The sequence below is a fragment of the Streptomyces sp. NPDC086766 genome, assembly GCF_044746005.1.
Taxonomy (GTDB): domain Bacteria; phylum Actinomycetota; class Actinomycetes; order Streptomycetales; family Streptomycetaceae; genus Streptomyces.
The window spans coordinates 214,674-236,152 of the sequence record NZ_JBIVBI010000007.1 but is presented as its reverse complement, the minus strand read 5'-3'; the positions used below and the strand labels follow the sequence as shown (position 1 = coordinate 236,152).

Here is a 21,479-nt window from a genome sequence, read left to right as displayed (position 1 = left end):
GGTCACCGGGAGGCGTGGCGGCTCAACCGGTCTTCTGGTTCCACCGCGGGCCCACGAGCTCCCACTCGGCTCCCCACTGCGCGTAGCGGTGCCGGTCCAGGCGCCACCGCGCGAGCGCGCCGGTGCCGAACGCCAGGCCGGCGAAGCCCAGCGCGGCCGCCGAGCCGAAGAGACCGGCCTCGATGGCCGCCTCGGTCGCACCGGGCGGCTCGGTGGTGAGGACGCCGTGCCCGTCCTGCCAGACCGTGACCGTGGACCCGGACCGCAGCCCGGTGCTCACCAGGGTCCGCCCCGTGCGGGTGGTGCCGTCGGGGGCGGTCCAGCGGACCTGCCCAGGAGCGCGGTAACTCTCGCTCCCCGCCGAGGACGTGCCCAGCGGGACGTCGGTGAGCAGGACCGCCCGGACGGCCTGCCGGTCGGCGCGCTGCCCGGCGAACTCCCGGTCGGCGGCGAGCGCCGTCACCACGCCGGCGATCGCGCCGCCCACCACGATGACGACCCACATCACCAGCAGGACCCAGGCCTCCACCACGTCGTCGTGGCGTCGCAGCGGATTGCGCCGCCACCGCCACAGCCGCCCGCCGGTTCGCCGTGTGCCCCTCGTGCCGCTCATCGGTCGCCACCTCCTCGTCCTCATGCTTCGAAGGTGGCAGCGGGGCGCGGGCGGCGGCATGGGCCGACCAGGTGACGTCCGGGGTCCGACCGGGCCCACCCGGTCCGCGCCGAAGGGCCGGTCAGCCCTGCCCGGTGGGGACCATGGGACGCCGCGGGCACACCGGTGCGGCGATCCGCTCCGCCGCCCGGTCCGGCAGCACCTCGAAGACGCCGGACAGTCCGGCGTGCCGCAGCAGCCGCAGGAACGCGGCGCTGCCGGTGAGCAGCCGTAGCCGCCCGCCGCGGGCCGCGACCCGGTTCCGCACCCGGCACAGCAGGCCCAGCCCCGCGCAGTCGACGAAGGGCACGGGACGCAGGTCCAGGACGAGGTCCGGCCGGGGCGCGGCGGTGAGCGCGTCGAGGTGCGTGCGCAGGAACACCGTCGTGGCGAGGTCCATCTCCCCGCTCAGGGTCACGACGGTGGCACCGCCGGCCGTGCGTCGCGTGTGCGGCACGGGGGAGTGGAGGGAACTGTCGGGCATGGTCACGAGCCAAGCGGCGGCGGCCGGACGGGCGGAAGGGCCGGTCGGCCCCATACGGCCCGCCGGCCGGCGCCCCGACGGGGCGCACGCGCCGTGCGCGGGGGAGCCGCCCCGGTCGGCCGGGCCATGGGGCCGACCGGCCCATGCGGATCCCCGGGCCGCCGGACAAGCTGGACCTGCGGGGCAATCCCGGCATCGAGCCGGTGTCCGGCCGCGTGTCCGCCGACGGCGGTCCGCGGGACCGGGTCCCGCCGGAGCGACTGACAGCGACAGCGCAGAGCAAGCCGTAGAGCAACAGCCGGTGCGCGAGAGCCGGAGACCAAGAGGGTGAGGAGCGCCATGAAAGGCTACGTCTTCCACGGCCCCGGACAGTCCGCCTGGGAAGAGGTCCCCGACCCGGACCTCAAGGAGCCCACCGACGCCATCGTCCGCGTCGACGCCGTCACCATCTGCGGTACGGACCTGCACATCCTCAAGGGCGACGTGCCCGAGGTGCGCCCCGGCACGGTGCTGGGGCACGAGGCCGTCGGCGAGATCGTCGAGATCGGCGGCGACGTGCGCAGCGTGCGGCCGGGGGACCGGGTCCTGGTCTCCTGCATCACCGCGTGCGGGCGCTGCCGCTACTGCCGCGAGGCCATGTACGGGCAGTGCCTCGGCGGCGGGGGCTGGATCCTCGGCCACCGGATCGACGGAACCCAGGCGGAGTACGTCCGGGTGCCCTACGCCGACCTCTCGGTGCACCCGCTGCCAGCGGCCGTGACCAACGAGGACGGCGTCCTGCTGGCCGACATCTTCCCGACCGCCTACGAAGTGGGCGTGCTGAACGGGCGGGTGCGGCCCGGGGACACCGTCGCCGTGGTCGGGGCCGGGCCCATCGGACTCGCGGCGATCGCCACCGCCCGGCTGTTCGCGCCCGAGCGCGTGGTCGCCGTGGACGTGGCCGCCGCCCGCCTGGAGGCCGCCCGCAAACTCGGCGCCGAGGCCGTGGCGGACGCCCGCGAGGCCCCCGAGCAGCTGATCGCCGACCTCACCGGGGGACTCGGCGCGGACGTGGTGATCGAGGCGGTGGGCGTGCCGGAGACCTTCGAGCTGTGCACCCGCATGGTGCGGCCCGGAGGGCACGTGGCCAACGTCGGGGTGCACGGCGGGCCCGCCACGCTGCACCTGGAAGACCTGTGGATCAAGAACGTGACCATCACGACGGGACTGGTCGACACCAGCTCGACGCCCACGCTGCTGAGGATGGCGGCCGCCGGGCGGCTGCCCACCTCCCAGCTGGTCACCCACACCTTCCCGCTCGACCGCATGGAGGAGGCGTACGAGGTCTTCGGCAACGCCTCCGACACCGGCGCCCTCAAGGTCGTCCTGGGCGGACCGCAGCGCGAGGTCGTCGCCGTGCACGCGGCCTGACGGAGGAAGTGAACGGGCCATGGCCGAACCGGCAGTGCCGCAGTCCCACCCGGTCGAGGGCCCGCCCCTGGGCGACCTCGGGCGCCGTCTCGCGCGGCGGCGTACCGAGGTCGGCCTGACCCGCAAGGAGGCGGCCGTCCGGGCGGGCATGGCGCCCAGTTACTTCCAGTACCTGGAGGAGCACCCGGGCGCCGCCCCGGGCCCCGGCGTGCTCAGCAGACTGGCGGCGGCCCTGGAGACCACGGTGGCCGACCTGTCCGGGGGCAGCGCCGATCTGCCGCCCGGTCCGGGCCGGGCCGCGCGGGCTCCCGTGTTCAGCAGGCTGAGCGCGCACGAGTGCCGGGACCTGCTCGCGAGTCACGGGGTGGGCCGGGTGGCCGTGCCGACCCTGTCGGGGCCGGTCATCGTGCCCGTCAACTACAGCGTCGTCGAGGGTGCCGTCGTGTTCCGCACCGCCCCCGGCACGACCCTGTTCGAGGCCGCGGGCTGCCAGGTGGCGTTCGAGGTGGACCGCATCGACGACGTCTTCAGCCAGGGCTGGAGCGTCCTGGTGCGCGGGCACGCCCGCGTCGTCGCCGATCCCGACGACGTCCGCCGGCTCACCGAGAGCGTGCACAGCGAGCCCTGGACGGGCGGGCGGCGCGACGTGTGGGTGCGCATCGACCCGCTCGTCGTCACCGGCCGCCGCATCACCGTCTGAACGCACCGGGCGGGCTTCCGGCCCGGTCCGGGCGGAGGGGGCCTTTCTCCGGCCGGACCGGCCGAAACCGGGTCCTTCTCCGGCCGGGCCGGGACCGACGGCCCTCCTCCCCGGCCCCCGCCCCGACCGAGCATGGAGTCACTCAGTACCGCATGACCAGGCGAAAGACGATCCCGCTGATGTACTTCAACGACGGATTCCGCGAACTGCAGCGCCAGGAGTGCCTGCAGCTGCTGGGGACGGTGCCGGTCGGGCGCATCGTCCACACGCGGCACGCCCTGCCCGCGGTGCTTCCGGTCAACTTCTGCCTCGACAGCGACGGCGCGGTCCTGCTGCGCACGTCGGCGGCCTCCGAGCTGGTCCGCGCGATCGACGGCGCGATCGTCGCCTTCGAGGCCGACGAGGTGGACGCGGCCACCCACGCGGGGTGGAGCGTCGTCGTCACCGGCTCCGCCTCCGTGATCAGGGACGCGGCCGAGCACGAGCGGCTCGCCCGCAGCGGCCCGCGCTCCTGGGTGCCCTCGCCGCAGGAGGTCTTCGTCCGTATCGAGCCCGAACTGGTCACCGGCCGCGCGCTCGTCGGCGGCCGCACCCTGTACGGCCTGGACGCGACCTCCTGAGTACGGCCTGGACCCGACCTTCTGAGCCCCCGTCGCCCTCCGGGACACCGCACGCACACGCGACGGCCCCCCTGTGCCCCTGCCCGGGAGGGAGCCGAACGGCGCTGCCGCAAGGGGCCGTTCGGCGTGCCGCCGGGATCCCGCGGCCCCTGCCCGGGACGCCGGGGCGGTACGAGCATCGTCCGGGGAGCCGCCCGGGTGCCCCGGGACGGGCGGGCGGCGCCCGGAAGGGGAGGAAGACATGGCTGACCGTCATGTGGCCGTCGGCGTGGACGGCTCGGTGGTCTCGGTGCGTGCCCTGGACTGGGCGGCGGACGAGGCGGCCCGCCGCGGCCTCGCCCTGCACGTGGTGTACGCCGTGCCCGACCGGGACGAGGCCGGGCCGGTCCTGGCCTTCGCCGCGGCCCGGGTGCGCGCACGCCGGCCCCGGCTGCCGGTGCTGACCGTCGCCGCGGAGGGTGACGCCGTACGGGCACTGGCGGGCGCGAGCAGGGCAGCGGCCCTGACGGTCGTGGGCAGCCGGGGGCTCGGCGGGATCGCCGGCCGGCTGCTGGGCTCGGTGAGCCTGCGGCTGGCCGCGCACGCGCACGGGCCGCTGCTCGTCGTCCGCGGGGACCGGCCGTGCGACCGCCGCGGAGACGTCCTGCTGGGCCTCGCGGACGACGCGGACGACGCGGGTACGGACGCCGCCGGGTTCGCCTTCCAGGAGGCGGAGCGGCGGGGGGCCCGGCTGCGGGTGCTGCACGCCGCGGCCCCCCGGCACGGCGCGTCCGAACCGCCCGCGCCGGTCCCGGCGGCCGTCCCCGGCGGGGAGCGGCCCGGGCGGCGGGAGCGGGCCGCGGAGGCCGTGCCCCGTCCCGGCCCCGCCGGTCCGCGCGAGCGCCGCCCCCGGGGTGTCGAAGGGGAGGCCGGAGCCCGCACTGCGCCGGCCCGGGCGCTGCTGGAGGCCACCCGGGAGGCCGCTGTCGTCGTGGTCGCCGCCCGGCGCCGCGAGGGCCGGCTGCGTCCGCGCCCCCACTCGCTCGCCCGCACCCTCCTGCACCGCTCCCACTGCCCCGTGGCGGTGATCCCGGCCCAGTGAACGCCGCCCGGAGACGGGTGCCGGTGCCGGGCGCGGCCCCGCGGGCGGTGGCGGCCACCGGCCGATGAGAGTCCACCGGCCGAGGGGAGCCCGCAGGCCGACGCGAGCGAGAGCCCGCCGGCGCCCCGCCCGGGGCCCTTCGGCCCATGTCCCGGGCCTCCGGGTGGACCACTCTGAAGATGTCGGCTGAGGCAATCGAGCACGCGGGAGGCCGCCATGCAGGGCGCCCGGTACACCGTGAACGACGTGATGACGCGCACCGTCGTCGCCCTCGCCGGCGGGGCGATGTTCAAGGAGATCGTCCGGACCATGGGGGAGTGGGGCGTCAGCGCGATGCCCGTACTGGACGGCGACGGCCGCGTGATCGGCGTCGTCTCCGAGGCCGACCTGCTGCGCAAGGAGGAGTTCCGCGACAGCGACCCGGACGGGCGCGCGGAACTGCGCCGCCTGTCCGAGCTGGCGAAGGCGGAGGCGGTGACCGCCGAGGAGCTGATGAGCACCCCGGCCGTGACCGTGCGCCCCGGCACCACCCTCACCCAGGCCGCCCGCGTCATGGCCCGCCACCAGGTGAAGCGGCTTCCGGTCGTCGCGGACGACGGCGTGCTCAAGGGCATTGTCAGTCGTTCGGACCTGCTCAAGATCTTCCTCCGGAGCGACGAGGACATCGCCGACGAGATCCGCCGGGAGATCGTCGCCGGCCGCTTCCCGGTCCCGCTCGACGCGGTCCGGGTGGAGGTGCGCGACGGAGTGGTCAGGCTCACCGGCCACGTCCCCGACACGTCCCTGGTCCCGCTCGCCGTACGCCTGGTGCGCTCGGTGGAGGGCGTGGTGGACGTGCACAGCGCGCTCGCGGGACCGCGCCGACGGCCCGTCCTCGAACCGGACCTGGTCAGTGACCGGACGCCCCCGCGGCCGCCGGGCGCCGGCGCCGCCTGACGCCGGCCGCGGGCACACCAGGGCCCGAAAAGCGGGCCCGGGCCGGAACGGCCGGCCCACGCGCTCCCCCGGGTGTCCACACGGGGCGCCCGGCGGGACAGGAGAGAAGGAGGGCGACATGAGCGGCGTGATCGAGTGGCCGCCGGGCAGGCCGACACTGCCCGACCTGTTCGGCTGGGCCGAGGCCGGGTTCCCGGGCAGGTACGCGGCGGGACCGCACGGCATCCCGATCGAGGAGCACATGGCCGACGGGACGTACGTGCTGCGGGCGGAGCTCCCGGGCATCGACCCCGCGAAGGACGTCGAGATCACCGTCACCGAGGAAGTCCTGACGCTGCGCGCCGAGCGGAGCGAGAAGACCGAGGAGAGGCACCGCACCGAGTTCCGCTACGGCACGTTCGCCCGCTCCGTCCGGCTCCCGGCCGGCGCCCGGGGCGACGAGGCGACCGCCGAGTACAAGGACGGTGTGCTGACCATCGCGGTCCCGGTCCAGGAGGAGAAGCCGGGTCCCAGGACCATCCCGGTGCGGCACGGCTGAGCGCGCGAGGGCGCCGTACGCCGACCCGCTGTGCGCGGCCGGTGGTACCCGCTGTGCGCGGCCGGTGGACCCCACCGGCCGCGCACACGTGTCCCCGCGCTCGTGCGGCGCCTGCTCAGCAGATGCGCGGCATCAGCTCGCCGAGCGGCAGGTCCAGCACGCGCCGGGCGCCCACCAGCGTGCGCAGCGTCACCCGGCCGAGGCGGGCCGTCCGCGAGCCCCTCGCCGACGCGGACCGCGTCCCGGCCCTCCGGGAGCGAACGAAGGGCCGCCGGCGCCTCGTCGGCCGCGGCGGCGCCACGAACCCGGCCAGGCAGCCCTCGTTCGCGACCACGAGCGGCCGTGTCGCGATGCGGCCCAGCTCGTCGAGGAGCCGCCGGGCCAGGGCCGGATCGCGGTACTCGTCGAGGTGCTTCACCGTCGGGTCACCGCGGTTCGGTCAGCGCCGACCCGCTCGTGAGGTGGCACTCGACGTCGACGACGCCCTCCACGGCGCGCACCAGGCGCGCGGCGACGGGCACCAGCGAGGTGTCCCGGATGCGGCCGCTGAGGGTGACCACGCCGTCGGACACCTGTACCCCGATCGGTTCGACGGGGGCGGGGAAGAGGACGGAGACGACCTCCCGCCGGATCTCCTCGGCGATGTCGTCGTCGGTGCGCAGGAAGACCTTCAGCAGGTCCCCCCGGCTGACCACGCCTTCGAGCATCCCCTCGTCGTTGACGACGGGCAGCCGCTTGACCTTGCGCTGGGCCATGATGCGGGCGGCCTCGGCGAGAGTGGCGTCGGGATGGACGGTCACGGCCGGGGCGCTCATCAGCTCACCGGCGGTCAGCGCCCCCGCCTTGGCGAGGTCGGACAGCCGGCGCAGCTGCGTGAACCGGTCGGGATCGCTGTCGCGGAACTCCTCCTTGGGCAGCAGGTCGGCCTCGGAGACGACGCCGACCACGCGGCCCTCGCCCTCCAGCACGGGAAGGGCGCTGACCTTCCACTGCCCCATGAGCTGGACGACGTCCTTGAACGGGGCGTCGCGGCCCACGGCCACGACGGTGTGCGTCATGACGTCGCTGACGATGTGCGGGCTGCCGTGCATGGTCTTCTCCTCGGGGTGTCAGGTGCGGTCGACGGTGAGGTCGAGGAAGTGGGTGGAGCAGGAGATGCACGGGTCGTGGTTGCGGATGGTCCGCTCGCACAGGTGCGTCAGCTCCTCGTCGTCCACCTCGCGCCCGGCGAGGGCCGCCTGCGCGGCCCGCATCAGGTCGTCCTCGATGGCGCCCTGGTTCTGCGCGGTGGGCGGCACGATGCGGGCGTCGGTGACGGTGCCCTCCGCGTCCAGCCGGTAGCGGTGGTAGAGCAGGCCGCGTGGCGCCTCCGAGGCGCCGTGCCCGGTGCCGGCCGCGGGGGGTACGTCGACGTACGGGCGGTCCGGCGGTTCGTAGGCGTCGATCAGGCGCAGGGCCTCGTCGACCGCGTACACCACCTCGACGGCCCGTACCAGGATCGAGCGGTAGGGGTTGCGGCACACGGCCCCCTCGCCGGGATCCCCCAGCCCCGCCTCGACCGCGGCCTGCCGCGCGGTGGCGGACAGCCCGGCCCCGCCGACCGCGAACCGCGCGAGCGGGCCGGTCAGATGGCGCCGCCCGTCCAGCCGCGAGTGCAGCGCGGTGGAGTGCGGCACCTGCTCCTCGCGGACGTGGTCGGGGAACTCCCGTACGGAGAAGGCGGTCAGGGTGCCGTCGGTGCGCAGCGCGGTGGGGGTGCCCGCGTCGATGGCGTAGGTGTCCGGCAGCGTCAGGGCCAGCAGGTCCGCGTCGACGGCGGCGTCGGGGAAGTCGAAGGACGCCGCCCAGCGCACCGTCTCCCAGGCGTCGTCGGCGGCCCGCCGCAACCGCTCGGCCGACGGGCGCAGTTCGGCCCGCGTGGGCGCCCGGTGGAAGCCGCCGACACGGACGTTGACCGGGTGGATGGCGCGGCCCCCGAGGAGTTCCATGAGCGCGTTGCCCGCCTGCTTCAGGCGCAGCCCCCGCTCCACCGCGGCGCGCTGGGTGCGGGCCAGCTCGACGGCGTCGGCGCAGCCGAGGAAGTCGGGCGCGTGCAGCAGATGGATGTGCAGGGCGTGGCTCTCGATCCACTCGCCGCAGTACAGCAGCCGGCGCAGTGCGCCGATCGGCCCGTCGACGGTGACGCCGCAGGCGTCCTCGACGGCCCGGCAGGCGCTGGTCTGGTAGGCCACCGGGCAGATCCCGCACACCCGGGCGGTGATGTCGGGCGGCTCGGTGTACCCCCGGCCGCGCAGGAACGCCTCGAAGAACCGGGGCGGTTCGTAGATCGACAGCCGTGCCTCCTCGACCCGGTCTCCGGCGAGGCGCAGGTGCAGCGCGCCCTCGCCCTCCACCCGGGCGAGCGCGCCGACCCGCAGGACGCGGGATCCTCGATGGGTCACGTCTCCTCCTCGGCGCCGGGCGGGGTGCCGGGCAGCACCTCGGCGAAGGCGGTCGCGTTGAAGGTGCGCAGCAGCCGTTCGACGGCCAGGTCGTCCAGACCGTCGCGGTGCAGCAGCGGGATCATCGCGCGCAGGTTCGGCGACCCCGACGGGCCGAAGCAGCCGTAGCAGCCACGGCCGTACGCCGGGCAGAGCGCGCCGCACCCGGCGTGCGTGACCGGGCCGAGACAGGGGGTGCCGTGGGCCACCGTGACGCAGACCGTGCCCCGGCGCTTGCACTCGAAGCACACGCTGTGGTTCGGCACGTCGGGCCCGCGCCCGGACAGGAACGACGTGATCACCTCGATCAGCTGGCCCCGGTCGATGGGGCAGCCGCGCAGCTCGAAGTCGACGTCCACATGGGCCGCGACCGGCGTGGAGGTGGCGAGGGTGTCGATGTAGTCGGGGCGCGCGTAGACGGCCCGGGTGAACTCCTCCACGTCGGCGAAGTCGCGCAGCGCCTGGATGCCGCCGGCGGTGGCGCACGCGCCGATGGTGACCAGGAAGCGGGACCGGGCGCGGATCTCCCGCACCCGGACCGCGTCGGCGGGCGTGGTGACCGACCCCTCCACGAGCGCCAGGTCGTACGGCCCCGGCTCCACGGCGCTGGACGCCTCGAGGAAGTGCGCGATGCGCACCCGGCCCGCCAGCGCGAGGAGTTCGTCCTCGCAGTCCAGGAGCGTGAGCTGGCAGCCGTCGCAGGAGGCCAGCTTGAACACCGCGAGCGTGGGCGGGCGCGGCGCCGGGGGAGCGGTCGTGCCACCGCCGCCGTACGTCGTGCCGCCGCTTCGGCCGGTCATGTCACAGCTCCCGCACCGAGAGGAGGGAGACGGCCCGGTCCCAGCCGATCACCGGGCCGTCGCGGCACAGCAGCACGCCGCCGAGCTGGCAGTGGCCGCAGTGGCCGGTGGCGCACCGCATGTTGCGCTCCAGCGAGACCCGGATCCGCCGGGGGGGAAGCCCGCGGTGCAGCAGGTCGCGGGCGGTGGCGCGGATCATCACCTCGGGACCGCACACGAAGGCGGTGGTGTTCCGGGGGGCGAACCGGGCGCCGTTGAGCAGGGTGGTGACCACACCGACGTGGCCCCGCCAGCCGGGCAGGGGGCGGTCGACGGTGACCTGGCAGTGCGGCGGTCCCGGGGACGTCGTCCAGGCGCGCAGCCGGTGGGCGTAGATCAGGTCCGCGGGGGTCCGCGCGCCCACGAGGAGGTTCAGCCGCCCGTAGGCCCCCGGGGCGGCCCGGACGGCCTGGACCACCGGACGCAGCGGGGCGAGGCCGATGCCGCCCGCCACGACCAGCAGGTCCTGCCCGGCAGCCTGTTCGAGGTCCCAGCCGGTGCCGAAGGGGCCGCGCAGCCCGACCTGGGTGCCGGGCTCGACGGCCGTCAGCGCCGCGGACACGGCCCCCACCGCGCGGATGGTGTGCCCCAGTTCCCGGCCGTCGATGCGCGACACCGAGACCGGGATCTCCCCTACCCCGAAGGCGTACACCATGGCGAACTGCCCGGGCGCGAAGGGACGCAGCACCGCCGGGCCGGCCGGCGCCAGCAGGAGACTGACCGTGTCGGCCGTCTCCCGGCGCGTCCGCGTCACCCGGTACGGCACCGGGCCCTCGGTCATCACCTGCTCCCGCTGCCGTAGGGGGCGTAGAGGTCGAGCAGCCGGATCCGGGACGAGTGCAGCCGGTGGGCGACCACCCGGCCGACCCAGACCGCGACGGCCCGGCCGAACTCCGGGTCCTCCTCGCACATCCTGCGCACCGTGGCGGCGTCGAACTCCCAGGCCCGCACCGGGCTCATGGCCTCGGCGCCCAGTTGCCAGACGTAGGGCGGGAAGTGCCAGGACCAGCCGACCAGTTCGCCGTGTCCCAGGGACTCGATCACGGCGGCGCGCCGGCCGGGGACGTGCAGGTCGAGGGCGACGGTGCCGGTCTTGATGATCCAGAAATGGTCGGCGTGCCGGCCCTCCTCGAACAGCCTGGCGCCCATGTCGAAGGAGACCTCGTGGGCGACCCTCATCAGCCGCTCGCGGTGCTCGGCCGGCAGGGCCGCGGCCAGGGTGGTGGTGGAGGTCATCGCTCCCGCTCCTCTCGTTCCTGCCGCCGCAACCGGTCGGCGAGTTCGTCGTGCAGTGCCGTCGCTTCCTCGGTGATGTCGATGGCGACCGGGCACCACGTGATGCAGCGTCCGCAGCCCACGCAGCCGGAGCTGCCGAACTGCTCGTACCAGGTGGAGAGCTTGTGGGTGAGCCACTGGCGGTAGCGGCCCCGCGGCGAGGCCCGGACCGGGCCGCCGTGCAGGCGGGAGAAGTCCAGGTCGAAGCAGGAGTCCCAGCGCTGCCAGCGCTCGGCGTGGTCTCCGGTGAGGTCGGTGACCTCCTCGGTGGTGGTGCAGAAGCAGGTGGGGCAGACCATGGTGCAGTTGCCGCAGGTCAGGCAGCGGGCGGCCACGTCGTCCCAGCGGTCGGCCTCCAGGCTCTCGGCCATCAGCGCGCGCAGGTCCACCGGCGGCATCGACCGGCCCATCCGCTCCCGGGCGCCGTCCACGGCCGTGCGGGCCGCCGCGGTGTCCGCGGCGGGATCGGCCGGGTGGTGCGGAAGGGCGGAGAGGACCTCGTCACCGGCCTCGCTGCCGACGCGGACGACGAAGCGGTGCCCGCCGCCGTCGACGAGTTCGGTCAGCGCCAGGTCGAAGCCCGCGTCGGCCGCCGGGCCGCTGCCCATGGAGGCGCAGAAGCAGGTGCCGCCCGGTTCGGTGCACTCGGCGGCGACCAGGAACGCCCCGGTGCGGCGGTCCCGGTAGCCGGGGTCCTCGTAGCGGCCGCCGGTCAGCACCCGGTCCTGGATCGCGATGGCCCGCAGGTCGCAGGCGCGCACGCCGAGGAAGGCGTACGACGGCCGCGCGGGACGCTCCTCGGTGACGGTCAGGCCGCCGTCGGGCGCGCGGTCCACGCTCCACAGCTTCTCCCGCTCCGGATGCAGGAACGCCTTCCAGGAGTGCGGACCGGTGGTGTGCGCGAACGCGGCTCCGTCGGCGCGGGGCACCAGACGGTAGCGGCCCGCCTCGACCTCGGTCCCCCAGCCGAAGGGCAGCTCGTCCGCCGACGACAGTTCGGCGAGCACGACGGCGCCGTCCCGGACGGTCGGCCCGACGACCGTCCGGCCCCGCGCGCGCAGGGTCCGCACCAGAGCGTCCAGACCGTTCCTGTCCAGGACGGCGGTCGTGCGGCTGTCGGTCATCGTCGCCCTCCGGGCTGCCGTGGGCCTGCTGAGTTCAGCGTCTGCCCGGGGGCCACGGCACACCACGGGCCACCCGGGCCCGAACCTGGGTCCTTCGGCCCAAGGAGCGGGTGCGGGCGCGCGCCCCACCGGGGCGAGGGCCGGTTTCCGGGCGGGACCCCACCGGGGCGAGGGCCGCGCAGCCGCCCGCCGGGGCCCTTCGGCCCATGGCAGGGCGCCCGCGGCCCCGCACGCTGGAGGGACCGGCCGGGCGTCCGGCGGACCGGGGGAGCGGCAGGCGGAGGGGGTGGAGGGAGAGGAACCATGACCGTCCCCACACGTATCGCGGTCGTCGCCGTCGGGGACCCCGCGCGGCACGACCAGGGCCTCGGCCGGTCGGTGCTGGCGCGGTTGCGGGAGCGGGCCGCCGGCCGGCCGCTGCCGCCGGGCACGGTGCTCGCGGAGTGCGCCGAACCGGATCCGGGGCGGCTCGTCAGGCTGTGGGACCACGCGGGACTCGCCGTCGTGCTGGAGTCCGCCCCCGCCCGTGACGGCGACCCGGGGCGTGTCTACCGGCTCGACCTGCCCGGCGCCGAGCTGCGCCGGCCGGGCGCGATGGGCGCGCACGGTCTGGGCGAGGCAATCGAACTGGGCCGGGCGCTGGACCGTCTGCCCGGTCATCTGGTGGCGTACGCCGTCGCCGCGGCCGACACCTCGGCCGGGGAGGGGCTGTCCCCGCCCGTCGCGTCGGCGGTCGGCCTCCTCGCCGAGCGGGTGGAGGAGGAGATCGTCCGGCACCGGGTGGCGGCGGCGCACCGACACCCGTGACGGCACGTGTCGACGGGAAGGACCACCCGCTTCTCGCGGATCCTGATTGCGCGGTGCGCGGTTTCGCCGGCCGCTTCTCCGCGTCTGTCTCAGGTCCTTCCCGTCACTTACAGGACACCACTTCCGGCGCCCGTACGCCAGGGCCGTTCGGCCCCGACCGCCGAGGAGCACGACATGACCGTCGCAGGGGAGCCCCACGCGTCCGCGCAGACCGCCGCCGCGGAGACGGCCACCGCGGATTCCGCCGCGGAGACGGCCACCGCGGATTCCGCCGCCGTGGAGACCACCACCGTGCGGTCCGCAGCCGCGCAGTCCACCGTCGCCAAGTCCGACGTCGAATCCGCCGTCGCGGGGACCGGCCGGGCGCCGGGCGCCCGTTCGCGGCCGGCCCTGCTGACCTTCCTGGGCGGCGTGGGCACGGTCACCGGCAGCAAGTTCCTGGTCGAGAGCGACCACGCCCGCGTCCTGGTCGACTGCGGCCTCTTCCAGGGGCTCGCCGACCTGCGGCGGCGCAACTGGCGCCGGCTGCCCTGCGACGCCGAGGACATCGAGGCGGTGGTCGTGACCCACGCCCATCTGGACCACTGCGGCTACCTCCCCCGGCTGGTGCGGCAGGGATTCCGGGGCCCCGTCGTGACCACCGAGTCCAGCGCCCGGCTCATCGAGATCGTGCTGCGGGACAGCGCCCGGCTGCAGACCGAGGCCGCCCGGCACGCCAACGAGCACGGCTGGTCCCGGCACCGGCCCGCACAGCCGCTCTACGACGACGCGGACGTGGACCGCACGGTCCGGCTGCTGCGCCCGGTACGGACCGGCACGACGAGCGACGTGGCGGCCGGCACCCGGCTCACCCTGCACCCGGCCGGCCACATCCTCGGCTCGGCCTGGGCCCGGCTCACCCTGGAGGACGGCCACACCCTTGCCGTCAGCGGCGACCTGGGGCGCCCGGGCCATCCGCTGCTGCTCCCCCCGGAGCCGTTCAGCGGGGCGGACGTGCTGCTGATGGAGTCGACGTACGGCAGCCGCCGGCACGAGGAGGAGGCCGGGCGCGCCCACTTCACCGACGTGCTGCACCGCACCCTGGCGCGCGGCGGCACCGTGGTCATCCCGTCCTTCGCCCTCGACCGCACCGAGGTCGTCCTGCACGAGCTGGCCGAACTGCGCCGCACCGGACGGCTGCCCGCCGCGGTCCCGGTGTACGTCGACAGCCCCATGGCGCTGGCCGCCCTCGACGTCTACCGGGACGCCATCGTCGCCGGGGCGTCCGAACTGCGTCCGGAGGTCGTCGCCGCGGGGACGGCCGTGCTGAGCCCCGAGCCGTTCACCGCCGTGCGCTCCGTCCCGGAGTCCGTGGAGATCGCCCGGGCGGGCGGCCCCGCCGTCATCGTCTCGTCGGCCGGCATGGCCACCGGCGGCCGGGTCCTGCACCATCTGCGGCGCCTGCTGCCCGACTCGCGCAACGCGGTCGTCGTGGTCGGGTTCGCCGCCGAGGGCACCAGGGCCAGGGATCTCGTCGACGGCGCCCGGGTGCTGAAGATGTTCGGCGAGTACGTCCCCGTACGGGCCGAGGTCGCCGACGTTCCGCACTTCTCGGCGCACGCCGACGCCGCCCAGATCGTCGAATGGCTGCGCGGGGCGCCGGCCCCGCACACCACCTACCTCGTGCACGGCGAGCCCGACGCGTCCGAGGCGCTGCGCGACCGCATCGACCGGACCCTGGGCTGGACCGCCGTCGTCCCGCGTTCCGGGGAGCACGTGCTGGTGCGCTGAGCCGCGCGGCCGGTCCACGGGCCCGTCGAGGTCGGCGGGACCGGCCTCGCCGAGCTTCACACGGCGGACGGCGGGGAGGGCGGAACGCCCCCGTGGACGGTCAAGCGCCGGGGCGGCGTTCTCGGGCCAGCTCATCGGCGATGTCCGCGGCCCACCGCTCGACGGCGTCCCAGTCGCGGTGGTCGCCGTACCGCCCGCCGAACAGCCGGAACAGGAAGCGTCCCGTGCGCGGCAGCTGGGCCGGCGTGACGACACCCGAGAACAGGCGGTGGCTCCGGAACGCCGGCACCGCGGGCAGGCCCGCCTCGATCGCCGGGAGCTCCTTCGCCACCCAGCGCCTCATCGGACCGCGCAGGGCGGCCGGCATCCCGACGCTGAAGATCCACAGGGGCCGGGAGCCGAGCAGGTCGTGATGGTCGCGGACGAAGTCCCGGGCCGGGGCGAGCCAGCTCTGGTCGTGGACGGCGCTGCCGAGGACGAACGCCCGGTAGGCGCCGGCGTCGTCGACCTCCGCCAGGGGCCGGGCCTCTGCCGTCAGCCCGGCACGGCCGAGCACGTCGGCCGCCCGTTCGGCGATCTCGCGGGTGGAGCCGTGCGCGGACGCGTAACCGACCAGGACGTCCATGACGCCTCCCCGTGCCTCAGACGGCGGTGCCGGCGACCCGGTGGGCCCGGCCGCCCCGGGCGCCGGCGGGCCGGCCGGTGGCGGGCACCTCGACCACCGGGACCTTCGCGTGCCGCAGGCACTCACGGCCGACCGCGCCGATGGCTCCCTCGTCGCCCGGCCCGTGCAGGGTGCGGCCCAGGGCGAGCAGCCGCGCGCCGCGCGCCCGGTCCAAGAGGACGCGTGCGGCGGGCCCTTCCACCAGTTCGGCGCGCACGCCGGGACCGGTCCGCGGGCCGAGGGCGGAGCGCACGGTGTCGGCGAGCAGCCGCGCGGCCTCGTCGCGTTCGGCCTCGGCCGTCGGGCGGGCCGACACCGGGGCGTACGGAGCGATGTGCGGCCCCGTGGGCTCCCAGGCGTGTACGGCGACGACCTCCGCGTGCACGGCGCCGGCCTGTTCGGCGGCCCAGCGCAGGGCGGCCGCGGACGCCTCGGAACCGTCGACGCCCACGACGATGTCCCCGCCGGTGGCGAATGCGGTCATGGTCGGCCTCCCTTCTGGACGTCCGGCTTCCACCGTGCCCCGGACCGGGCCCCGGGCGCGTGGGCCGACAGGCTCCTCCCGGCGTCCGAGGGTCCCTGGACCGACTGCCGCGGGCGGTGTCCCGGCGGCCCGCCGCGCGGGATCCCGCAGACGCGGCGGTCCGGGGCGCACCCCTACTGGAGGGCCTCACGGCCGACGGCCCGCGCATGTGGGGCGCGGAGGACCGGTGCGCCGGTGCTCACAGCCTGCGCAGCCAGTCGTCGGCCACGCCGTGCAGGGCCTGTTCCACCGGCCGCAGACGCGTGTCGTCCAGCCGGTACGACAGCCGGTCGACGACGTCCACCACGCCGTCGATCCGGCGGGTCATGCCGACCGCGACGGGGATGTCGCCGCGCCGCTCCAGCTGCCCGGTCAACGTGACGACGCCGTCCCGCACGGTGGCCTCGACGACGTGCGGGGCCAGCCACAGCGTGTTCCCGAACACCTCCTCCTCCACCTCCCGGCGGATCTCCTCGTCGGCGCGCAGGAAACCCCGCAGCAGTTCGCGGCGGGTGACGATGCCGACGAGCCGGTCCTCCTCGTCCACCACGGGCAGGCGCTCGACGCGGTGCTCGGCCATCACCCGGGCGGCATGGGTGACGGTGGCGTCGGCGCGCACGGTGACCGCGGGCGCCGACATCACCCCGCCGGCCGACCGCGCACGGCTCTTGGCCGCGCGCCGGCGCGCCCCGCGGACCAGCCCGCGCAGCCGGTAGGACCGGCCGCCGAAGGCGCCCACCGGGGCGGGCCGGCGGGCCTCGCGCAGCAGCAGGTCCGTCTCGGAGATCACGCCGACCACGTGGTGGTCCTCGTCGATCACCGGGAGCCCGCTGATCCGGTGGTCCCCGAGCCTGCGCACCACTTCCTTGAACGGCGTGCCGGTCTCGGCGGTGACGACGTCGGTGACCATCACGGCGCCGATCTTCGTGGCCTTCATCGCTGTAGCTCCTCCAACAGGGGGTCGGTTCCCGGTCAGCGCAGGCGGCGCAGATACGGGTCGTGCGGGTGGCGCGGCACGAGCCGCACACGGACGTCGAGCGCCGTGACGCCGTGCGGTCCGGCCAGCACCGGGTTGAGGTCGGCCTCGGCGAGCTGCGGCAGGTCGCAGGCCATCCGGGACAGGTGGTGCAGCAGCTGCTCCAGCCCTTCGAGGTCGGCGGCCGGGCTGCCGGCGTAGCCGAAGAGCAGCGGGGAGCAGCGTGGGGACGTGATCAGCTCGCGCACGTCCCGTTCGGTGAGCGGGGCGAGCCGTCCCGCGTGGTCGGCGAGCAGTTCGGTGGCCGTGCCGCCGAGGCCGAAGACCACCAGCGGCCCGAAGACCTCGTCCTGCACGACCCCGGCGAACAGCTCCGTGCCGCGTTCGGCGAGCGGCTGGACCACCACCCCGGTGAGCCGGTCGCCGAACCGGGTGACCAGGTCCCGGTGTGCGGCCCTGACCTGCGGGGCGTTGCGCAGGTCCAGATGGAGGGCGTGCTGCTCGCTCTTGTGCAGCAGCCCGGGCCAGTGGGCCTTCATCACCACGCGCCCGTCGGGCCCGGCCAGCCGCTCCGCGGCGTCGACCGCCTCGTCCTCGTCCCGGGCCCAGGCCCACGGGATCTGCCGGATGCCGTAGCAGCCCAGGAGGGCGGCGGTGGCCGGCGGGTCCAGCCAGTCGCCCTCGGGGTGCTCGTCCAGGAACGCGGCGACCAGCTCGCGCGCCCGGTCGCTCTCCACGTCCGTCAGCTCCGGTACGGAGCCGGGGAGCTGGTCGAGCCAGCGGGCTCGGGCGGCCGCGTGGGCCAGGGCGCGCGCGGCGTCCTCGGCGTCGCTGTACGCGGGCACCGTCCCGTCGTCGTGCGCCGGGAGGAGCTCGACCCGGGCCGCCTGCGCGGGCAGCACCGCGAGCACCGGGCGGGGCAGCGGGCCGGGGCGGTGGGTGAGGGACCGCACCAGGTCCTCCCCGGTGGCCTCGGCGAGCGCCGTGGGGACCAGGGCCACCAGCACGGCGTCCACGGCTCCGTGCCTGGTCAGGCGGTCCACACAGGCGCGGAGCTGCTCCTCGCCGACGGCCGCGGTCGCGTCGACGGGGTTGGTGGCGGTGGCGCCCTCGGGCAGCAGCGCGAGGAGCTCGTCCACCAGCCCCGTGGCGAGCGGCGGTACGACGAGCCCCGCGTCCGCGCACGCGTCGGCGGCGAGCACGCCCGCCCCGCCCGCGTTGCTCAGCACGGCGACCCGGGTGCCTGCCGGCAGCGGTTGGGAGTGCAACAGGGCGGCTGCGTCGAGGAGTTCACCGATGGAACGGGTGGCCGTGACCCCGGCCTGGGTGAACAGCGCCCGGCGGGTCATGGTGCGGGTGGCGGCCGCCGCCGTGTGCGACGCGGCGGCCCGGCGGCCCGCCTCCGAGCGTCCGGCGTCCACGGTCAGCACCGGCATGGTGCGGGCCACCCGGCGGGCGGTGCGGGAGAAGGCGCGCGGGTTGCCGAAGGACTCCAGGTGCAGCAGCGCCAGGTCGGTGTGCCCGTCGGCCTCCCACCACTGGAGCATGTCGTTGCCGCTGACGTCGTACTTGTCGCCGAGCGAGACGAAGGTGGACACGCCGATGCCGAGCCGTGCCAGCCCGGCGAGCAGGGCGATGCCGACCCCGCCGGACTGTACGGCGACCCCGGCGGTGCCCGGCCCCGGATGGCGGGCGGCGAAGGTGGCGTCCAGGCGGACGTCCTGCTCGGTGTCGGCCAGGCCCAGGCAGTTGGGGCCCACCAGCCGCATCCCGTACCGGCGGCAGGCCCCCAGCAGGGCGCCCGACTGGTGGACGTCGAGGCCGGCCGTGACGACGAGCAGCGCGGCCACGCCGGCCGTGCCGCACTCCTCGGCGACCCGTGGCACGGCCGCCGCGGGGACGGCCACGACGGCGAGTTCGGGCACCTGCGGCAGCGCGGCGACGGACGGGTACGCGTGCACCCCGGCGACGGACCGGGCCTCGGGGTGCACGGCGAACAGCCGGCCGGTGTAGGAGCCGGTGCGGATGTTGCGCAGGATCGCCCGGCCGACCGAGCCGGGGCGGCGGCCCGCGCCGATCACCGCGACGGACCGGGGCCGCAGCAGGGGCCGCAGGCTGACGAGGTCGGCGGCGCGGCCGCGGGTGTCCACCGCCGTCAAGTAGGTCTCGTCCTCGGTCAGTTCGACCAGGCAGTGCACCTCGGGCCCCTCGTAGCGGCGGGTGACGCGCAGTCCGAGGTCGTGGAAGACCTTCAGCATGGCGTGGTTCTCCGCCAGGGCGTCGGCGGTGAAGGCGCGGACGCCCGCGGTGCGGGCGGCGTCCGCGAGGTGTTCGAGCAGCAGGGTGGCCACACCGCGGTGGTGCCAGTCGTCGGCGACGGCGAGCGCGATCTCGGCGGCGGTGCCCTCCGGGTCGGCCTCGTACTCGGCCAGGCCCACCAGACGGCCGGCGTGCTCGGCCACCAGGGCCTCATGGCCGGGGCGTCGCGGCGCGGCGGCGCGGTCGGCGGCCTGCCGGGCGGAGGCGCGGCTGAGGGAGAAGAACCGCAGCCGCAGGTTCGTGTCGGACATCTCCTCGTACAGGCGCAGCACTTGGTCGTGGTCGCCCGGGACCGCCCGCCGGATCCGGACGGTGGTGCCGTCGGTCAACAGGGCGTGGACGGGCGGTTCCTGGGTGTCGGTCATCGCGCTCTCCCTCCGGTGCCGTCGGCTTCAGCCTCGTGGGGCCGTCCCCGGGCCCCCAGGGGCTGACCGGGCACGGCGGCGGGCCGACCGGCCCACCGGAATCACCCGGGAGGGCCCGGCGGTTCGGGCGTCCGGGCCGGCAGGGGCTCTCCCGGTTCGTTCTCCACGGCGTCGGCCATCGCGCGCAGCACCTCGAGGGCGCGTTCGGCCTCGGCCTCGTCGGTCCGGGTGATGGCGAAGCCGACTCCCTGGACCCGCCCGAACACCTCGACGCGCCGGGCGATCCGCCCGGTCACGGCCCGTCCTCCGCGCCCGGCACGCCCTCGCCGCCGTCCCCGCGGCCGTCGCGGGCCTCCCGGGCGCGGTACCGGAGGATCTCCTCCTCCACGCTGCGCGCCAGTTCGTCCACCCGGGCCGCGACCGGGGCCGACAGACCGGTCCCCAGCGACTGGTCGGCGCCCTCGACGGCGTACACCACCAGGCGGTCCGGCAGCCGGTCCAGGGTCCGGGACAGCTCGACCGCCTCGCCCAGGCCCAGGCCGTGCGAGCTGGTCGACCCGGTCCGCGGCAGTCGGGCCGCGTCCAGTACCAGCCGGTGGACCCGGCCCGGACACGGCGGGTGCGCGTGCGCGGCGTCGAGGACGACGGCCAGCCCGGCGTCCTCCCACAGCCCGAGCAGCCGCGCCGGCTCGCCGTCGCAGGTCTCCAGGGTGGTCCCCGGCGGCAGCGGGCGGCCGGCGGCACGCTCCGCCAGGCGGTCGACGACGGCCCAGCCGACACCGTCGTCGTGGCGGAAGGAGTTTCCGACCCCGACGATCACGATCCGGGGCGTCACGGGCATCCTGCCGCTCCTTCGCTCCGGGCTGCGCGGTCCCTCACCACGGGCCACGCGATCAGCGTGGTCCCGCTCCGGTGCGCGACGGCATGGGCCGAACGTCCCGGGAAGGGGCCGAACCGCCCCTCGTGGCCGACGGCACCGGGTGCGACGGTCGACAGTGGGATCTTTGCCGCGGTGCGTGGCAGCCCGAGGAAAGGCGGTGGGCGCGATGGATCTGCCCTTGGTCGTCGGCGTCGACGGATCGGATCCGAGTCTGACGGCGATCGACTGGGCGGTGGACGAGGCCGCCCGGCACGGTCTGCCGCTGCGACTGGTGTACGCCTCCCTCTGGGAACGCTACGAAGGCACCTACCCGACCGGCAGCCGGGACCGGCCCTCCGAGCAGGTCATGGCCGAGCACATCGTCGCCTCCGCGGCGGAGCGGGCCCAGCGGCGCGACCCGGACGTGAAGGTGTCCACCGAGATCGTCCCCGAGGAAGCCGTCTCCGCCCTGCTGCGCGAGGCCAACAACGCCTCCGCCCTGGTGACCGGCTCCCGCGGCCGCGGTGAGCTGAAGGGGATGCTCCTCGGCTCGGTGAGCCTGGCGGTCGCGGGCCGGGCCCACTGCCCGGTCGTCGTGGTCCGCGGCGACCCGGCCGGCCTGGCCGGCACCCACGAGCGGATCCTGCTCGGGCTGGGAGACCCCGACACGGGCACCGAGGCCGTACGGTTCGCCTTCCGCGAGGCCGAGGCCCGCGGCGGCGTCCTCGACGTCGTCCGCGCCTGGCGCTGCCCCGCGCAGGAGGCGTCCGACCGGGCGGCCGAGGAACCGGCGCGCGTCCACGAGGAGCGGGCCCTGGCCCTGCTCGAGGAGCTGCTGCGCGAGCCGATGGCCGACCACCCGGCGGTCCGGGTGCGCCGCGCCGCGGTCGAGGGCCCGGCCCGCCGGGTCCTGGTGGACCGCTCGGCCGCCGCCGACCTCGTGATCGTCGGAGCCCGGCGCCGGGTGGGCCACTTCGGCCTCCAGCTCGGCCGGGTCAGCCACACGCTGCTGCACCACGCGCTGTGCCCCGTGGCGGTCGTGCCGCAACGGGTGTGA

25 protein-coding genes are annotated in these 21,479 nt (G+C 76.0%); 10 read left to right on the top strand and 15 right to left on the bottom strand.

What is annotated here, in order from left to right:
- Positions 1–22: 22 nt before the first annotated feature.
- Together ACIPM1_RS16310 and ACIPM1_RS16305 are read right to left on the bottom strand one after the other, a co-directional pair.
- Positions 23–613, bottom strand: a complete 591-nt coding sequence (locus ACIPM1_RS16310) for a hypothetical protein (RefSeq protein WP_402434559.1) — start codon at positions 611–613, stop codon at positions 23–25.
- 121 nt (positions 614–734) lie between these two features.
- Positions 735–1,136, bottom strand: coding sequence for an STAS domain-containing protein (locus ACIPM1_RS16305; RefSeq protein ID WP_402434556.1), 402 nt, complete (start codon positions 1,134–1,136; stop codon positions 735–737).
- A gap of 143 nt (positions 1,137–1,279) precedes the next feature.
- On the opposite strand from ACIPM1_RS16305, the gene ACIPM1_RS16300 reads away from it, so the two are divergent.
- The 7 genes from ACIPM1_RS16300 (at position 1,280) to ACIPM1_RS16270 (ending at position 6,421) form a co-directional block, all read left to right on the top strand.
- The gene (locus ACIPM1_RS16300; RefSeq protein ID WP_402434553.1) at positions 1,280–1,426 is read left to right on the top strand and encodes a hypothetical protein; all 147 of its coding nucleotides are present in this window, start codon (positions 1,280–1,282) and stop codon (positions 1,424–1,426) included.
- Between the two features lie 49 nt (positions 1,427–1,475).
- On the top strand, positions 1,476–2,546 hold the full coding sequence (locus tag ACIPM1_RS16295) for a zinc-dependent alcohol dehydrogenase family protein (protein ID WP_402434550.1): 1,071 nt from the start codon (positions 1,476–1,478) through the stop codon (positions 2,544–2,546).
- Between the two features lie 19 nt (positions 2,547–2,565).
- On the top strand, positions 2,566–3,246 hold the full coding sequence (locus tag ACIPM1_RS16290; protein WP_402434547.1) for a helix-turn-helix domain-containing protein: 681 nt from the start codon (positions 2,566–2,568) through the stop codon (positions 3,244–3,246).
- Positions 3,247–3,425: 179 nt separating this feature from the next.
- Entirely contained in the window at positions 3,426–3,866 is a 441-nt protein-coding gene (locus ACIPM1_RS16285) for a pyridoxamine 5'-phosphate oxidase family protein (protein ID WP_402434852.1), read from the top strand.
- A 241-nt stretch (positions 3,867–4,107) separates the two neighbouring features.
- On the top strand, positions 4,108–4,947 hold the full coding sequence (locus tag ACIPM1_RS16280; RefSeq protein WP_402434543.1) for a universal stress protein: 840 nt from the start codon (positions 4,108–4,110) through the stop codon (positions 4,945–4,947).
- Positions 4,948–5,163: 216 nt separating this feature from the next.
- Positions 5,164–5,883: a CBS domain-containing protein gene (locus ACIPM1_RS16275; protein WP_402434540.1), complete on the top strand. Its 720-nt coding sequence runs from the start codon at positions 5,164–5,166 to the stop codon at positions 5,881–5,883.
- Positions 5,884–6,001: 118 nt separating this feature from the next.
- The gene (locus ACIPM1_RS16270; protein ID WP_402434537.1) at positions 6,002–6,421 is read left to right on the top strand and encodes an Hsp20/alpha crystallin family protein; all 420 of its coding nucleotides are present in this window, start codon (positions 6,002–6,004) and stop codon (positions 6,419–6,421) included.
- Between the two features lie 115 nt (positions 6,422–6,536).
- Here ACIPM1_RS16270 and ACIPM1_RS16265 read toward each other — a convergent pair whose 3' ends face one another.
- The 7 genes from ACIPM1_RS16265 to ACIPM1_RS16235 are packed head-to-tail and all read right to left on the bottom strand — an operon-like array spanning position 6,537 to position 12,139.
- Complete coding sequence (locus ACIPM1_RS16265) at positions 6,537–6,839, bottom strand: hypothetical protein (RefSeq protein ID WP_402434534.1); 303 nt, start codon at positions 6,837–6,839, stop codon at positions 6,537–6,539.
- 7 nt (positions 6,840–6,846) lie between these two features.
- Positions 6,847–7,512 carry a CBS domain-containing protein gene (locus ACIPM1_RS16260; protein WP_356188723.1) on the bottom strand — a complete coding sequence of 222 codons (666 nt, stop codon included), beginning with the start codon at positions 7,510–7,512 and terminating at the stop codon, positions 6,847–6,849.
- 18 nt (positions 7,513–7,530) lie between these two features.
- The gene (locus ACIPM1_RS16255) at positions 7,531–8,862 is read right to left on the bottom strand and encodes a Ni/Fe hydrogenase subunit alpha (RefSeq protein WP_402434530.1); all 1,332 of its coding nucleotides are present in this window, start codon (positions 8,860–8,862) and stop codon (positions 7,531–7,533) included.
- Complete coding sequence (locus ACIPM1_RS16250; protein ID WP_402434527.1) at positions 8,859–9,701, bottom strand: oxidoreductase; 843 nt, start codon at positions 9,699–9,701, stop codon at positions 8,859–8,861. Before ACIPM1_RS16250 ends, ACIPM1_RS16255 begins: the two co-directional genes overlap by 4 nt.
- 1 nt (position 9,702) lies before the next feature.
- Positions 9,703–10,521 carry an FAD/NAD(P)-binding protein gene (locus ACIPM1_RS16245; RefSeq protein WP_402434524.1) on the bottom strand — a complete coding sequence of 273 codons (819 nt, stop codon included), beginning with the start codon at positions 10,519–10,521 and terminating at the stop codon, positions 9,703–9,705.
- Entirely contained in the window at positions 10,521–10,976 is a 456-nt protein-coding gene (locus ACIPM1_RS16240) for a cyclic nucleotide-binding domain-containing protein (protein ID WP_356188717.1), read from the bottom strand. The genes ACIPM1_RS16245 and ACIPM1_RS16240 overlap by 1 nt, the downstream gene beginning before the upstream one ends.
- Complete coding sequence (locus tag ACIPM1_RS16235) at positions 10,973–12,139, bottom strand: 4Fe-4S dicluster domain-containing protein (protein ID WP_402434520.1); 1,167 nt, start codon at positions 12,137–12,139, stop codon at positions 10,973–10,975. Before ACIPM1_RS16235 ends, ACIPM1_RS16240 begins: the two co-directional genes overlap by 4 nt.
- Positions 12,140–12,442: 303 nt before the next feature.
- Between ACIPM1_RS16235 and ACIPM1_RS16230 the strand changes: the two genes are divergently transcribed.
- A complete protein-coding gene (locus ACIPM1_RS16230; protein WP_402434517.1) occupies positions 12,443–12,946 on the top strand; it encodes a hydrogenase maturation protease in 504 nt (167 codons plus the stop codon).
- Positions 12,947–13,120: 174 nt separating this feature from the next.
- Positions 13,121–14,716 (top strand): MBL fold metallo-hydrolase RNA specificity domain-containing protein, encoded by a 1,596-nt coding sequence (locus ACIPM1_RS16225; protein WP_402434514.1) that lies wholly within the window; start codon positions 13,121–13,123, stop codon positions 14,714–14,716.
- 100 nt (positions 14,717–14,816) lie between these two features.
- On the opposite strand, the gene ACIPM1_RS16220 is transcribed toward ACIPM1_RS16225, so the two are convergent.
- The 6 genes from ACIPM1_RS16220 to ACIPM1_RS16195 all read right to left on the bottom strand — a co-directional run bounded on the left by ACIPM1_RS16220 (position 14,817) and on the right by ACIPM1_RS16195 (position 20,404).
- The gene (locus ACIPM1_RS16220) at positions 14,817–15,341 is read right to left on the bottom strand and encodes a flavodoxin domain-containing protein (protein WP_402434511.1); all 525 of its coding nucleotides are present in this window, start codon (positions 15,339–15,341) and stop codon (positions 14,817–14,819) included.
- 16 nt (positions 15,342–15,357) lie between these two features.
- A complete protein-coding gene (locus ACIPM1_RS16215; protein WP_402434508.1) occupies positions 15,358–15,864 on the bottom strand; it encodes a universal stress protein in 507 nt (168 codons plus the stop codon).
- Positions 15,865–16,102: 238 nt separating this feature from the next.
- A complete protein-coding gene (locus tag ACIPM1_RS16210; RefSeq protein WP_402434505.1) occupies positions 16,103–16,840 on the bottom strand; it encodes a CBS domain-containing protein in 738 nt (245 codons plus the stop codon).
- A 35-nt stretch (positions 16,841–16,875) separates the two neighbouring features.
- The gene (locus tag ACIPM1_RS16205; protein ID WP_402434502.1) at positions 16,876–19,563 is read right to left on the bottom strand and encodes a GNAT family N-acetyltransferase; all 2,688 of its coding nucleotides are present in this window, start codon (positions 19,561–19,563) and stop codon (positions 16,876–16,878) included.
- Between the two features lie 101 nt (positions 19,564–19,664).
- The gene (locus ACIPM1_RS16200; RefSeq protein ID WP_402434499.1) at positions 19,665–19,859 is read right to left on the bottom strand and encodes a hypothetical protein; all 195 of its coding nucleotides are present in this window, start codon (positions 19,857–19,859) and stop codon (positions 19,665–19,667) included.
- A complete protein-coding gene (locus ACIPM1_RS16195; RefSeq protein ID WP_402434496.1) occupies positions 19,856–20,404 on the bottom strand; it encodes a hydrogenase maturation protease in 549 nt (182 codons plus the stop codon). The genes ACIPM1_RS16200 and ACIPM1_RS16195 overlap by 4 nt, the downstream gene beginning before the upstream one ends.
- Positions 20,405–20,609: 205 nt before the next feature.
- Here ACIPM1_RS16195 and ACIPM1_RS16190 point away from each other — a divergent pair, with 205 nt between their 5' ends.
- Positions 20,610–21,479: a universal stress protein gene (locus ACIPM1_RS16190; protein ID WP_402434493.1), complete on the top strand. Its 870-nt coding sequence runs from the start codon at positions 20,610–20,612 to the stop codon at positions 21,477–21,479.

Coding starts and splice junctions, on each gene's coding strand:
- ACIPM1_RS16310 (WP_402434559.1), bottom strand. CDS start 613: ATGAGCGGCACGAGGGGCACACGGCGAACCGGCGGGCGGCTGTGGCGG.
- ACIPM1_RS16305 (WP_402434556.1), bottom strand. CDS start 1,136: ATGCCCGACAGTTCCCTCCACTCCCCCGTGCCGCACACGCGACGCACG.
- ACIPM1_RS16300 (WP_402434553.1), top strand. CDS start 1,280: ATGCGGATCCCCGGGCCGCCGGACAAGCTGGACCTGCGGGGCAATCCC.
- ACIPM1_RS16295 (WP_402434550.1), top strand. CDS start 1,476: ATGAAAGGCTACGTCTTCCACGGCCCCGGACAGTCCGCCTGGGAAGAG.
- ACIPM1_RS16290 (WP_402434547.1), top strand. CDS start 2,566: ATGGCCGAACCGGCAGTGCCGCAGTCCCACCCGGTCGAGGGCCCGCCC.
- ACIPM1_RS16285 (WP_402434852.1), top strand. CDS start 3,426: ATGTACTTCAACGACGGATTCCGCGAACTGCAGCGCCAGGAGTGCCTG.
- ACIPM1_RS16280 (WP_402434543.1), top strand. CDS start 4,108: ATGGCTGACCGTCATGTGGCCGTCGGCGTGGACGGCTCGGTGGTCTCG.
- ACIPM1_RS16275 (WP_402434540.1), top strand. CDS start 5,164: ATGCAGGGCGCCCGGTACACCGTGAACGACGTGATGACGCGCACCGTC.
- ACIPM1_RS16270 (WP_402434537.1), top strand. CDS start 6,002: ATGAGCGGCGTGATCGAGTGGCCGCCGGGCAGGCCGACACTGCCCGAC.
- ACIPM1_RS16260 (WP_356188723.1), bottom strand. CDS start 7,512: ATGCACGGCAGCCCGCACATCGTCAGCGACGTCATGACGCACACCGTC.
- ACIPM1_RS16250 (WP_402434527.1), bottom strand. CDS start 9,701: ATGACCGGCCGAAGCGGCGGCACGACGTACGGCGGCGGTGGCACGACC.
- ACIPM1_RS16245 (WP_402434524.1), bottom strand. CDS start 10,521: ATGACCGAGGGCCCGGTGCCGTACCGGGTGACGCGGACGCGCCGGGAG.
- ACIPM1_RS16240 (WP_356188717.1), bottom strand. CDS start 10,976: ATGACCTCCACCACCACCCTGGCCGCGGCCCTGCCGGCCGAGCACCGC.
- ACIPM1_RS16235 (WP_402434520.1), bottom strand. CDS start 12,139: ATGACCGACAGCCGCACGACCGCCGTCCTGGACAGGAACGGTCTGGAC.
- ACIPM1_RS16230 (WP_402434517.1), top strand. CDS start 12,443: ATGACCGTCCCCACACGTATCGCGGTCGTCGCCGTCGGGGACCCCGCG.
- ACIPM1_RS16225 (WP_402434514.1), top strand. CDS start 13,121: ATGACCGTCGCAGGGGAGCCCCACGCGTCCGCGCAGACCGCCGCCGCG.
- ACIPM1_RS16220 (WP_402434511.1), bottom strand. CDS start 15,341: ATGGACGTCCTGGTCGGTTACGCGTCCGCGCACGGCTCCACCCGCGAG.
- ACIPM1_RS16215 (WP_402434508.1), bottom strand. CDS start 15,864: ATGACCGCATTCGCCACCGGCGGGGACATCGTCGTGGGCGTCGACGGT.
- ACIPM1_RS16210 (WP_402434505.1), bottom strand. CDS start 16,840: ATGAAGGCCACGAAGATCGGCGCCGTGATGGTCACCGACGTCGTCACC.
- ACIPM1_RS16205 (WP_402434502.1), bottom strand. CDS start 19,563: ATGACCGACACCCAGGAACCGCCCGTCCACGCCCTGTTGACCGACGGC.
- ACIPM1_RS16195 (WP_402434496.1), bottom strand. CDS start 20,404: ATGCCCGTGACGCCCCGGATCGTGATCGTCGGGGTCGGAAACTCCTTC.
- ACIPM1_RS16190 (WP_402434493.1), top strand. CDS start 20,610: ATGGATCTGCCCTTGGTCGTCGGCGTCGACGGATCGGATCCGAGTCTG.